The organism is Cyclobacterium jeungdonense, assembly GCF_010994275.1.
GTDB lineage: Bacteria > Bacteroidota > Bacteroidia > Cytophagales > Cyclobacteriaceae > Cyclobacterium > Cyclobacterium jeungdonense.
In genome coordinates, this window is record NZ_WMCD01000016.1 from 1 (window position 1) to 12,922 (window position 12,922).

The 12,922-nt window shown below is 42.7% G+C and carries 11 protein-coding genes; 3 read left to right on the forward strand and 8 right to left on the reverse strand.

Going from position 1 to position 12,922, the window contains the following annotated elements; translation table 11 throughout:
- Positions 1-209: 209 nt before the first annotated feature.
- Positions 210-668 (reverse strand): cold-shock protein, encoded by a 459-nt coding sequence (locus tag GKS34_RS21895; protein ID WP_162343829.1) that lies wholly within the window; start codon positions 666-668, stop codon positions 210-212.
- A gap of 376 nt (positions 669-1,044) precedes the next feature.
- Here GKS34_RS21895 and GKS34_RS21900 point away from each other — a divergent pair, with 376 nt between their 5' ends.
- Positions 1,045-2,328 (forward strand): acetylxylan esterase, encoded by a 1,284-nt coding sequence (locus GKS34_RS21900; protein WP_163387135.1) that lies wholly within the window; start codon positions 1,045-1,047, stop codon positions 2,326-2,328.
- 60 nt (positions 2,329-2,388) lie between these two features.
- Here GKS34_RS21900 and GKS34_RS21905 read toward each other — a convergent pair whose 3' ends face one another.
- The 4 genes from GKS34_RS21905 to GKS34_RS21920 form a co-directional block, all read right to left on the reverse strand.
- Positions 2,389-4,110, reverse strand: a complete 1,722-nt coding sequence (locus GKS34_RS21905) for an FAD-dependent oxidoreductase (protein ID WP_163387136.1) — start codon at positions 4,108-4,110, stop codon at positions 2,389-2,391.
- A 40-nt stretch (positions 4,111-4,150) separates the two neighbouring features.
- Positions 4,151-5,305 (reverse strand): n-acyl-d-glucosamine 2-epimerase, encoded by a 1,155-nt coding sequence (locus tag GKS34_RS21910; RefSeq protein WP_163387137.1) that lies wholly within the window; start codon positions 5,303-5,305, stop codon positions 4,151-4,153.
- Between the two features lie 96 nt (positions 5,306-5,401).
- Positions 5,402-6,826: a sugar porter family MFS transporter gene (locus GKS34_RS21915; RefSeq protein WP_163387138.1), complete on the reverse strand. Its 1,425-nt coding sequence runs from the start codon at positions 6,824-6,826 to the stop codon at positions 5,402-5,404.
- A 110-nt stretch (positions 6,827-6,936) separates the two neighbouring features.
- Positions 6,937-8,043, reverse strand: coding sequence for an o-succinylbenzoate synthase (locus GKS34_RS21920; protein ID WP_163387139.1), 1,107 nt, complete (start codon positions 8,041-8,043; stop codon positions 6,937-6,939).
- A gap of 108 nt (positions 8,044-8,151) precedes the next feature.
- Here GKS34_RS21920 and GKS34_RS21925 point away from each other — a divergent pair, with 108 nt between their 5' ends.
- Positions 8,152-9,447 carry an S-adenosylmethionine:tRNA ribosyltransferase-isomerase gene (locus GKS34_RS21925; RefSeq protein WP_317168000.1) on the forward strand — a complete coding sequence of 432 codons (1,296 nt, stop codon included), beginning with the start codon at positions 8,152-8,154 and terminating at the stop codon, positions 9,445-9,447.
- A 6-nt stretch (positions 9,448-9,453) separates the two neighbouring features.
- Here the strand turns inward: GKS34_RS21925 and GKS34_RS21930 are convergent, their stop codons facing one another.
- A complete protein-coding gene (locus GKS34_RS21930) occupies positions 9,454-9,873 on the reverse strand; it encodes a LytR/AlgR family response regulator transcription factor (RefSeq protein WP_163387140.1) in 420 nt (139 codons plus the stop codon).
- 309 nt (positions 9,874-10,182) lie between these two features.
- Here GKS34_RS21930 and GKS34_RS21935 point away from each other — a divergent pair, with 309 nt between their 5' ends.
- Entirely contained in the window at positions 10,183-10,521 is a 339-nt protein-coding gene (locus GKS34_RS21935; protein ID WP_163387141.1) for a hypothetical protein, read from the forward strand.
- 11 nt (positions 10,522-10,532) lie between these two features.
- On the opposite strand, the gene GKS34_RS21940 is transcribed toward GKS34_RS21935, so the two are convergent.
- Complete coding sequence (locus GKS34_RS21940; RefSeq protein ID WP_163387142.1) at positions 10,533-11,861, reverse strand: NAD-binding protein; 1,329 nt, start codon at positions 11,859-11,861, stop codon at positions 10,533-10,535.
- Positions 11,862-11,980: 119 nt separating this feature from the next.
- Positions 11,981-12,736: an LOG family protein gene (locus tag GKS34_RS21945; protein WP_163387143.1), complete on the reverse strand. Its 756-nt coding sequence runs from the start codon at positions 12,734-12,736 to the stop codon at positions 11,981-11,983.
- Positions 12,737-12,922 lie beyond the last annotated feature (186 nt).

Here is a 12,922-nt window from a genome sequence, read left to right on the forward strand (position 1 = left end):
AAAGCCCCTTATCTTACAATCATTTTGGGAGTAATATCCCTTAAGAAAACGCGGTCTAAATTTACCCAACTGTCAGATAATATCGGAGCTATTACAATTTATTTCCAGAGTGAATATTCTACTGCCTGGCAGCTACCATTTCAATGCTTTTGTGCGCAAAGAAGCGGAGGCTTACTCCACTGCTATGCGATTCACAAAAGTAGAGGCGGCTATTTCGCCAACTTCACATCAATGGCACTCAGACCCTTCGGGGTTCGTTCGGTTTCGAAGGTAACCTGGTCGTTTTCACGAACATCATCTACCAAACCCTTAACGTGTACGAACACGCTATCTTGGGATTCCAGATCTTTGATAAAACCATATCCTTTGGATTCATTGAAAAAGGTGACTTTCCCCTTCCTTCGTAGATCCTCCGGATCCACAGGAGCTTGTTTTGACACGCTTACTTCAATATCCTCCAATTCAATTTTTTTCTTCTTTACAGTTGGATCGGGAGGAGTAGAAGTAATATTGCCTTCGTCATCTACATAGGCAATCATGTCATCCAGATCGCCCCCTTTATTGGAATTGGATTTTCTGGCTTCTTTCTTTTCTTCTTTCTCTTTCTTCTTCCTTAATCTTTTTTTCTCTTTTTCTTTTTTGTTAAAAGTTTCTTTCGATTTTGCCATAAATTAATTTTTGTTGAACGTTACTTGTTCCTAACTCACAACACAAATTATCCGAATAAGATTGCATAAAAGCGTGAAGTTTCTACTAATCGAATGACACTAGGAACTGAAATAAAAAAATCAATTTCGATCAGAAACCTAATCCTGGACAGTATGTCTTGGCTTGTTAAGAATCACAAATTTGACCAAAAAAATGGATTTTTCCTATTTCATCGCCGCAATATATTTTCAAATATGCTTCTATTTTAATTTTATCCCTATTTAATTCGGGTTTGTGATTGGTATACTCAGGATTCCATTTTAATTTAGGAAACGTATATTTGCCAATAATTTCATTACAAACGAAAGTTTCCCACATCTAACCCATCCGCTATTTATGAAAAAGACTGTATTATTCCTGTTTTTTTTAGTCTGGATAATTTCCTTTGATTCATTGGCCCAATCCCAGCAGGGCCAGTACATCCGTATCATGGTCAGCCCATCAGCAACGAACATGGTTTACCGTACCGGAGAGGCCATCGCTTTTGATGTGGCGATCTACAAATTCGGACAATTAGTAAAGGACGCCGACATTCGGTACGAAATTGGTCCTGAGCTTATGAAACCCGAAATAGAGGGTCAGATGGTGCTAAAAAATGGAAGCGGGCAGATTAAAGGGGGACGGCTTTCCGTTCCGGGTTTTGTCAGGTGCAAAATCACCTATCAGGAAAATGGAGAAACGTACCAAAACACTGGTACAGCCGGTATCGATCCCGAATCCATACAACCCACTACCAGTATCCCGGATGATTTTTCTGAATTCTGGAAAAAGAGCAAAGAGGAGCTGAGCCAAATCCCCCTTGAGCCAGTCCTGACACACCTTCCCGATCGGTCAACGCACCTAACAGATGTATACCACGTACAATTCAGAAATATTAGTGGATACATTTATGGGATTCTAAGCAAGCCTAAAAAACCCGGTCACTATCCGGCCATTCTTCATGTTCCGGGAGCTGGAATTCGCCCCTATTATGGTGCCAATATCAATGAAAACGTAATTTCATTGCAAATTGGTATTCATGGCATTCCGGTAAACCTGTACGATTCCCCCATTTACCAAAACCTTTCAGCTGGAGCCCTAAAGGATTACAACCGGATCTTTCTGGAAGATAAAGACCGGTATTATTACAAAAGGGTGTATCTGGGCTGTGTTCGTGCGGTGGATTTCCTTTATTCCCTGGATGAATTCGATGGCGAAACGCTGGCCGTCATGGGAGGTAGCCAGGGAGGCGCCTTGTCCATTGTTACCGCCGGTCTTGATGACAGAATTGACTTCCTGGTTAGTTATTACCCCGCCCTTTCAGACCTTACCGGATACCTGCACGGACGTGCCGGTGGTTGGCCCCATTTATTCAAGGATGAATGGACCAATCAACCTGCCAAGGTTGCTACCTCGAGGTATTACGACGTGGCGAATTTTGCCCGATTTGTAAAAGTACCTGGCTTCTATTCCTGGGGATTCAATGATAATGTTTGCCCGCCGACCTCCATGTATTCGGCCTATAATGTCATACCTGGTGATAAGATGTTATCACTCTATCAGGATGCGGCTCATTGGCGCTATGCTGAACAAAGCGAAGAAGGTCATGCATGGATCATGAAAAAACTGGGGGTAGAATAATGTATTCAAATGATGAGCCGGCAGGGGTATTTCGTCAGACCCGCTGCCGGATCACTTCGTTTATTTTTCAGGCCAGCTTGTTTCTATTCCCTGAGATCGGATAAAATTTTGAAACTCGCCCAATAAGGATCTGTCTTCCCGGATTACTCTTGGACGAACCTTTTTTTCGAGGGCAAATGGTACCAGCATTCCAACAGCTTCCCCGATGCTCCACTCTACCGGGTGCAGTCTGTAGCATCCGTTGGTAATGTGGGTAGTACCTATGTTTTTATTTGCAGGTATTAAATTCTCTGTTTTTATGGGTATCAGGGCCCCTAATGGAATCTGAAAGGGCAACGAACCAAAATCAATGTAATTATCTCCACCGGAACTAGGGTGCAGGTCAATATGGTAATACCCTATACCCACGCTATCGTAAAAATCCGCAGCGGTGAGTTCCTCACCACTCAGTCCGGAAATCTGCGCGCGTTGTTCGGCGCCAACATGTTCCTCAAGAACCGTAAATAAGGCCTTTATTCTTCTGGATTCCCGTACATACGGATATTTTGCCAGGCCATCGGAGCTACCCATCAGGTCATGCCGCAATCGCAAACCAGGCCAACCTTTTCCCCCATCCGGCCTGGGGGCTTCTGTTTGCAGCCAGTAAAGCATGGAAAGGCTTTGCTGCTTACCCGCATTAACATGACGGTTAAATTCTGCCTCACTGACGTCAATGATATTTCCGGATACGTAGTCATTTTGAGGCCAATTGACGATGGTGGCATCCCCCTGATAAAACCCGGGAATAAAATTTTGCCGATCTAATATTCGCCTATAAAGCATCAGGTTAAGCTTATCGCCGGTAGGTATCCCTTCCGGGTGAAAACCCAGTTCTTTTGGCTCCAGGTTACGGGGATTACTGTAGTTGAGTTCCAGCATTTTCCCTGCCCATGGAGGATCCATTTTAGGGGTGAAATTTCTCCAATAGGCATAATCGGCTGGTTTAGCAATGGTCCAGTCCTCCCCTTTGACATAATCCATAGCAAAACAAACTGTAAATGCCTGATTGTTGTCCGGCCGGTGGATGCTTCCAGCATGTAATTCGCCGGTATCTGACCTGGATTCACTGCCGGTGATGTATTCAGTACCTGTAAGGGGTAATAAGTCTCCAAGCTCCGTAGCATCTACAAAGTACTTGCCTTTGGTGATGATATTGCTGCCCGTTCCTGTATTTTTAAAAATCAATTCCTGAACGCGGTTCTGGCTTACTTTAGCAGAAACAACTTTGTGCTCTTTTAGGATGATAATTTTCCGGGCACTTTCGTAGGGTGCAAACATTTCTTCCAGTACCCGGTGCGCTACCTTAGGCTCATGGCACAAGCGGGAAACTGATCCATTTCCAGGATTCAGGCGTTCATTTGCAGCAGCTTCCGGAGTAAGGGGATAGCGGCGCTTGTAATACTCCCGGATATTTTCTCGAAACTGCCTGTAAAGCACAGGTGCACCATGGGTTTCGATCCATTGGTGTTCGTCAGGTGGCACACCTTGCTGGGACAACTGCCCTCCCAACCAGTCTGTCTCTTCGGTCATCAGTACAGAAAGGCCGTTTCTAAGGGCGGCCAAAGCCGATGCGCAACCTCCCAAACCTGCTCCTGCAATGACCAGGTCGGCTTCAAAAACCGCTCCGTTTTCCGCCACCTGCACCTCCCTATTTATTCCCAGTGCGGCAGCTGGTACACCTGCCATGGAAGCAAATGAACTGGTTCCAAGGGCTACCTTACCAATAAAGTCTCTTCTCTTCATACGATTACTATTCTTGGGCTGATTGATGATGTTATTATACTTATAGTTGACCTAATGTTTGCCATACCTGAAAAAGACCTCTGGGAACGTGGAAACAACCTTTCCACTTTCCACCCTTCAATGGTAGCTGTACCTTTCCATACCGGTCCAGGTAGCCAAACCATTCCGGATAATCCGGGTCTTTAAAATGGGTCCAGGTGTATTCATGTACTTTTTCGAACCAACTCATGCAAACCGGATCACCCGTCATCTGGAATGCTTTGGCCAGAAACACCAGGCATTCCAGATGCACCCACCACAGCTTCTGATTCCATTCCAGTTTATCTGGGGGATGGCCTTTGCAATCCATAAAATAATAGATTCCACCGTATTCGGAATCCCACCCGTACTCCAGAGTTCGCAATCCGGTTTCAATGGCTCTATCTCTTAAAATATGATCTCCAAATCGATGCGAAAGGTCCAGCATAAACCACATGGCCTCAATTGCATGACCCGGACTGGTCAGCCTTCCTTCAAAGGAATCACAGAAACTGCCGTCTTCCAAGACATTTTCCAGGACCAGCCCCGAATTGCTATCCAGAAATACTTCCATCACCTCGTGAATAACTCCCGGAACCAGCTCTTTTACCAGATCCTTACCCAAAAGTGACTCCATTTCAAGTGTCAGGTTGCTCAAAATCATGGGTAGCGCAAAACTCTTTAGATTTCGGGTACCGGGAAAAGCCTTATTGTACTTCCCTTTGGGATTGCTTCTTCGCGAGAGGATGTTTTCGAAGGTATTCACCGCCAAGCGGGCAAATTCCTCCTGTGGATCTACTTTATATAAAGCTGAAAAGGCCATGGCTGCAAAACAGTCCGAAAAGATGTTGTAGGGCTGCACCAAAGGCTCCCCAGCTTGGTTTAGTGAAAAATAAAAATTTCCGGCTACATCCCTGCCATTGTTTTTAAGAAAATGAGCTCCTTTCCTGGCCATATTCAGCCAGTCAGGTTTTAAATCCACCTTTTTACAGAGCATGGAAAATAGCCATACCTGCCGGGCTTGTAACCAAACGAATTTGTCGGTATCGTATACCTGTCCCTTTTGATCCAAACAGGTAAAATACCCCCCATACCTTTTATCAAGACTATGATCTTGCCAAAAAGGGATTACCTGATCGAGAAGTTCATTTTTGTAAGTATCCAGATACTGTTTCATCTGTTTATAATTGTTTCTTAATGGTCACATGGAATCTTTGACGATTAAAATAATCATTGCCCTGTGTGTTTAATGATGATTTTAATCGTGTCGATTTCATACCGTATTCTTTTGATTTTTTTCATCTCCCAACCAATAGGATTCAATATCTTCGAGGCTCCTGCCTGCTGTTTCCGGGATTTTCTTCCAAATAAGATACAGGTAAGGGAAACACATCATCGCAAAGAACAGAAAGGTCCCTGATGGTCCCAGCTTTTCCAAAAACCAAGGGGTCAATTGCCCCACCAGATAAGTCCCTACCCACAAGGAAAATCCGGCAATAGACATGGCCAGCCCCCGGATTTTATTTGGATACATTTCCGAAAGCAAGACAAAGATTACCGCTGAAATGCTTATGGCAGTGCAGAAAATATACACCAGAAACAGGGTCAGTAGGAATAATGAAGATAACCCCAAATTGGAACCAGCGTAAAAATAGAAACTAATCAAGACTAAGCTAAGAATCATTCCGCTTACCCCAAAATACACCAGTTTTTTTCTACCCACTTTATCAATGATCAGCAGGGCCAAAATAGTGGTCAGAACATTGACCAAGCCTACCATCACCTGGTAAAACAATGCATCTCCACCAGATAATCCACTTTGCTCAAAAATCCCAGGACCATAATACAATACTGCGTTTACTCCCATAAATTGCCCTAATACCGCAATGGCCATCCCATAAAGAACGGGCCGGAGGATCTTTGGGTTTTTCAACAGTTCGAAGTTGGATTCGCTGGTTTTAGCTGCCTGTTTTTTCACTTCATCGATTTTCATTTCTGCAAGCTTCCTGTCCGGATATAATCTGCTAAAAATCTTCTCCGCACGACCTAGACGTTGGTTGATGACCAACCATCTGGGACTTTCCGGTATGACAAACAATACCAACAGAAAAACCAATGCAGGCAGCAGTTCCATACCAAGCATTCCCCTCCACACCTGCTGGTGGAAAAGCAAATCCCAGGGCTTCTGTTCCCTAAAAAGGTCCGTTACTGACCATTCCAATAGCTGAAAATTGACCAGGTAAGCGCCAAGAAAGCCTACGGTTATGGCCAATTGGTACAAGGATACCAGGCTGCCCCGGATGTTGGCTGGAGCCACCTCTGAAATATACATAGGAGATACGATTGAAACCATTCCAATACCTGCCCCCCCAATAATCCTGTAAATGACGAGTGAAAAAAAAGTAGGAGCCAAAGCACATCCCAAGGCCGATATAGCGAACAACAATGCCGCCAATAACATTACCCGCTTTCTGCCAAAACGATCCGCCAGGCGACCAGCAATGGTCACCCCCAAAATGGAACCCAGCAAGGCACAGCCCACATACCAGCCTTGGGCCATGGCATCCAAATCGAATAGCTCGCTTACCTGACCGATAGTTCCGGATACCACCGCTGTGTCATATCCAAACAGAAACCCTCCCATCGCTGCAATTAGCGATAGTGTCAGGATATACCTAAACGAAGCATCAAAAATCATGTCTTAGCAGCATTATTGGTGGAAAATACATTTTTATTGTTGTTGTTTTCTATTTGGAAAAAGATTGGTTTGTATGGATATCTCAAATAACAAGCGGAGAAGTAAATCTGCTAATCATCCAGGTTCCAATCAGGGATGGACCAGAATCTATCCTTATCGTACCTTAATTTCCCTGACGAAATCACCAAAGGAGACGAAACGTTATTCCGATAGAGCATGCCAGTCCCTAAGCCCTGTGGAAGTATGGGATTCAGGGAAGATGTCAATTGAGCAATGGCATTTAGCCCAATATTGCTTTCCAAAGCTGATGTCATCCACCATCCTATTCCCATATCCTCAGCAAGACGGATCCACTCTTGTGTAGCCAAAATGCCTCCTACTAAGGTGGGTTTCAAAATCAGGTAAGCCGGTTTCAGGTCCTCCAGCAAGGCTTTTTTCTGGCGGAAATCGTTAATACCAATTAATTCCTCATCCAGCGCAATCGGTATGGGTGATGTTCGGCATAATTGAGCCATTGCATGCCGATTGCCAGGGTGAATAGGCTGTTCAATACTATGAATTTCCAGCTTCGCTAATCGCTCCATCCTTACCATGGCCTCATTTGGATCGAAAGCACCATTGGCATCTACCCTTAGCGATATCACCTCTTTGCTGTATTTTTTTCGGATCGACTCCAATAATGCCAATTCCATTTCAAAATCAATCGCACCAATCTTCATCTTGATGCACTCAAAGCCCTCTTGTAGTTTTTGGTCTATCTGTGCTTTCATAAATCGTTTTTCGCCCATCCAGATAAGCCCATTGATGGGGATTGCACTGCCGTGCTCGTAAAAACTGTTCGGAAGAATTTTTCTCGTCCCCCCATTTACGAGATCCAACAGTGCTGTCTCAAGCCCAAATCTGAGACTAGGGTATTCATCTAACCCCACCTCGGATAGCATCGTCAGGATAGTTGTTGGATCCTTCGAAAAAGATATTTTCTCCAGTTTATTTAACACTTCATTAGCCCGATCCAAAAAATCCGGAAGGTCATCCGGACTCAGCCCTTTCAAAGGTCCTGCCTCACCAATCCCGTAGATGTCCGGAAAAACAGGGGATTGTACCTGAATGAAATGCGTTTGCTTTTCCGTCAACACCCCCCTGCTGGTACCCGCATCGAAGGTAAAGTCCAGGGAGTAAGGCTTGATTGCTGCTTTAATTTTAAAGGTTTGCGCCATAACGAAATTTTATTGCTTTCAAATATGCGCATTTTCTTTTAATCCCGATATCCTTTTATACCCAAATCCTGCTGATGACCTCGCAAATAGTCGAACTGGTGCAAAACCATGCTGCAAGCAATTGAACCAAAAGTTCTTATATTTGCCCCAATTTCTGAACCCAAGGATTACTCAATATTGCACATGGAGATTACCCCAACCCTTAAGGATTACGACTACCATTTACCGGAAGCATTCATCGCCAAATTCCCTTTGAAAAAGCGGGATGCCTCCAAATTACTTCATTATGAAAATGGGAAAATCCAACATTTTCATTTTTGGGACCTACCCGCGATCCTGCCTGCCAATACTCATTTGGTATTCAATGATACCAAGGTAATTCCTGCCAGACTTCATTTTAGAAAATCCACCGGTGCAGCTATCGAGCTTTTTTTACTAACCCCCCTCAGGCCTTCGACGCTAATTCCACAAAGCATGCAAAGCCATGGGCCGGTGGTTTGGGAATGTATGGTGGGAAACTTAAAGCGATGGAAAGAAGGTGAGGAGATTGAATGCGTAATCCCGGTAAATCAAAAAAACGTGCTCCTACGAGCAAAATTACTTTCAAAGGATACGAAAGAAGTGGAGTTCCGTTGGGAACCGGCAGAACTTACTTTTGCCTCGATTGTCGAAGCTAGCGGAGAAGTGCCCCTCCCTCCGTATCTAAACAGAAAAGCCAATGATACGGATAAATTACGGTACCAAACGGTCTATTCAAAAACCCAAGGAGCAGTAGCCGCCCCCACTGCAGGATTGCATTTCACAGAAAATACCCTATCGGAAATCAAAAAAAGAAAAATCACCCTTCATTACCTTACCCTTCATGTAGGAGCGGGTACATTTTTGCCCATTAAGCATCAAAACATCCTGGATCACCCCATGCATCGGGAACAAATGGTGTTTTCCAAAGAAAACATCGCAAATTTGTGTAGTACCAAGGGCAATATCGTAGCGGTCGGTACCACCTCCTTACGATCCCTGGAAAGCTTATACTGGTATGGGGTTAAATTAATTTCGGGGACTAATACCGAATTTCATGTAGATAAGTTGGAACCCTACACCGGAAATGAAAAAAACATCTCAAAAGAAAAAAGCTTCGAAGCCATATTGTCTCATTTGGAAAGTACTAACCAAACTTACCTGATTGGTACTACAGAAATATTTATTTTTCCAGGCTATCGATTCAGGGTCTGTAATGGTCTGGTTACCAATTTTCATCAACCCTGTTCCACGCTAATTCTGCTGATTGCTGCATTCACCCATCAGCAATGGAGGGAGATTTACGAAGAAGCATTAAATAAGGAATACCGTTTTTTGAGTTATGGAGACAGCAGTTTGCTCTGGAACAACAAAAGGTACCAGTGATTTTTTTTAATCAAATCCATTACTACCTAATTTTTGAACGCCGCTGATAAGGGTTGGGTAATAGGTCCTGCCCACTGGTACCTTTTCATTCCGGACGGAGACTTCCTTGGGCGAAATGGTTCGGATTTCTTCCAAATTAACTATAAACGATTTATGAATTCTTAGAAACAGATCAGTTGGCAAAATTTCCTCAAATTCCTTCAATATATTTCGAAGTGAAAAACTCTTTTCTTTGGTAACCAAGGTAGTGTAATTGCCATCCCCTTTGAGGTAAATAATATCTGCATAAGCTATTTTGGTTAAACAACCTTTATCCCTTATGAAAATGGCATCTTTGATAAGAATCTCTTTGGATCCATCATAGGTGTTAGTCGTCCCATTTACCGCCCTGTCCGCTATTTCCTGTATATTCTCTTTGAGTCCCATATTTAAATAATTGTTTTATTCTATTTAGGAAATTAACTCCGCTACCATATAAATGTTTGTAGAAAGCTAAAATATTCAACGGGAGAGTGCATGGTAATAAATTAGTTAGAAGATCCCGAATCCCCAATTTCTGAACCCTTACATTAACCTGCCCCATCTAACATGGTTTATAAAATCTGACACGTTATTTTACATCTAATATTCGGCTTTTTAATACTATTTTTTAGTCGTTTGTTTTACTTTTTACAAAGTATTTTATAACTTAAAATCTCGTAAATAATAAAACAAAAATTAGTTATGATGAATTTTATGAAGAAATCGCTTATTGCTGCTTTACCTTTATTTTGTTTTTTGAATTTTGGATGCTCACTTGGAGGGGATGACGATGTAGTCACTTGTTCTGCACAATGGTCAGTGGACCTGGAGGAGGAAATTAACGCCTTATCTCAGGCTTCAATAGAGCACGCACAAAACCAAAGTCAAGCTACCTGCGAGAATCTTCGAAATGCAGCGCAGTCCTATTTGGACGCATTACGTCCCTATGGTAATTGTTCATCACTGACCGGACAATCCAGGGCTGATTGGCAAGATGCTGTTGAGGAAGCTGAGAATGATATTGAGGAAATGGAATGCAATCCAGACACCTAATATTCAATCGATTAGAGAAACTTTTCAAAAATTTTACCAAATAAGGAGGTTCTGCTTTCGTTTTTTATGCCTTTGAATTCTACCGCAAAAGCTTTGGAAATGAGTAAGATCATGTCTTCAGAACTCTCCCTGGTAAAAACTTCGTTTTTCATTTTATTTATAAAATCCAATGCCTTGCACCTCTCGGTGAAGGCATTGTTTAAAAACTCCTGATCAAAATTAATTCCCAAAGTAGCTAAGGCCAAAATAGAAAAATCATGATGGTGAAAAAGTAAACGGAAAGCGATTTCCCCATTGGGGTGCTCCCAGTAAAAGTTATGTGAATTATTTCCCCAATAGGTGGAAAAATCTCCATACGTACACCACTCCAAACCTGCTAGCTGATAGGGGTCTTTCCAATCAAACGTTTCCGCTATTTGCAACGATTTTCCCTTTAGATACCTAGCCAATTTAATACCCTGAGTAGAAAGCGGAATGTTCCGATTCTCAATAGAGTCCTTTTCGAAAACCTGCAGGTTTTGACCAATGGCAAATATGCCATCCTTAGTTTCCAATCCGTAGTGTGCACTTACCCGAAATGTTTCTCCTGAATAAAATGGTTGGCCTCTCAAAAAGAAAAAATCGGGAAAATTTCCCTTTTCGTGAATCACTACCTGACAAGGCATTTCTTTACCACTTTCCAGGCTAACTCCGGTAATTTCCCCTTCTTCGCCCAGCAAATAGTTATTTATCGTTTCATTAAAAATCAATTGAACACCGCTTGTTTTTAATTTCTTGGCAACCAGGCAGGCCTCTTCTTCTGGCATACTTTGTTTTGCCAAACTGCTTTCATTGCTTACAAGTGTAACCTTCAAGCCCATTTCCTGCAATTGCTCAGCCAAGGCCATGGCTACGAATCCATCGCCACTTACGACCGCCTCTCTGACAGATTCCTGAATCCAATTTATGTAATCATCTCCCCTGATGAGATGGCTTAGAAAGACTACTTTTCGGTGAAATAAGGGTTTAGGTTTGGGTTCATTGACCATTATCAGAATATCAAATCGAAGAGGCCCCTCCGGGAGCAGGAGGCTCTTTTTTTTAATATCAATTTTCTCTATAGACGAAACGATAAATTTCGTCTCAGATTCATTTCCTGGGTCACAGGAAAAGGAGTGATTTAGTCCCTTAAGGCCACACAGGGCATTGAAGTAAAAAAAATCAGATGGGTGTTCTCCGATGATGGTTACCCGAAACCCGGCGGGCTCTAGTAGCCATTCCTTCAGGAATTCAATCCCGGACAAGCCAATTCCCATCAAAACAAGATGTTTTTGTGTATTTTGTACCGAACTACTACTCATTGGGCCTCAAACTATCTACATTCACCTTTAAAAAGTAATCCACACTTTATCATACTGGGTTTCCAACAATCAGGCCAAATTAAAAAAAGGGCAAACTATCGCTTTTTACTATTACGGTATTAGCGGCTCTCTCCAAGTAGTTTGGAAGGTTTTACCGGACCTTTTCTTTTCAGTCCAAATTCCTCTATAGCGTATTTTTTAAGATGGTTTTCCATTTCTTCCACACTGTCTGTCAATAAAAATAACCCCAGGTCTTCTTCACTGATAGTCCCCTCGATGGCCATGGAACGAATATGGTCGAAAAGGTGCTGGTGAAATTCTTTACCCATTAATACTACCGGAAACCGCTTCATTACCCGAGTTTGGATCAGAGTCAATGCCTCAAAAAACTCATCCAGGGTACCAAAACCTCCAGGGAGAACGACGAAAGCAAAGCTATATTTGGAAAGTAAAACCTTTCTCACGAAAAAGTAATTAAAATCCATGTATTTGTCCAGGTAGGCATTGGGAAACTGTTCAAATGGAAGTACGATATTACAACCCACAGATTTACCCCCCACCAATTTCGCACCTTTATTCGCTGCCTCCATAATACCTGGCCCTCCCCCGGTCATTACGGTAAAGCCTAAATGGCTGATTGCCTGCCCTACTTTGACTCCTTCCTTGTAAAAATAATCAGAAGGTTCAAACCGGGCAGACCCAAACACCGTCACACAGGGTCCCACGAAATGAAGCATACGAAAGCCACGTATAAATTCAAACAACACCTTAAGTACAAACTTAAAATCTTTTAATCTGGTCTGAGGGCCAGCCAAAAAAGCTTCTTCCTCTGGGTTAACCAAGGGAATAATTTTTTTCTTTTCTTCTCTGATCATAGCTTTACGTTAAATTTGATCGGTTTTTTCTAACTTTTCACCAGCCGAAAAAGCACATGTACTGATGGATTGAGCAAAGCGTATCAACCTGGCATTAAGAACCGTATTCAAAGTAATAAAAGTTTCTTATTTATAAAAAGTTGTACACCAACAAGGATTTTCTACCCAAGGGCAGGCATTTAAATG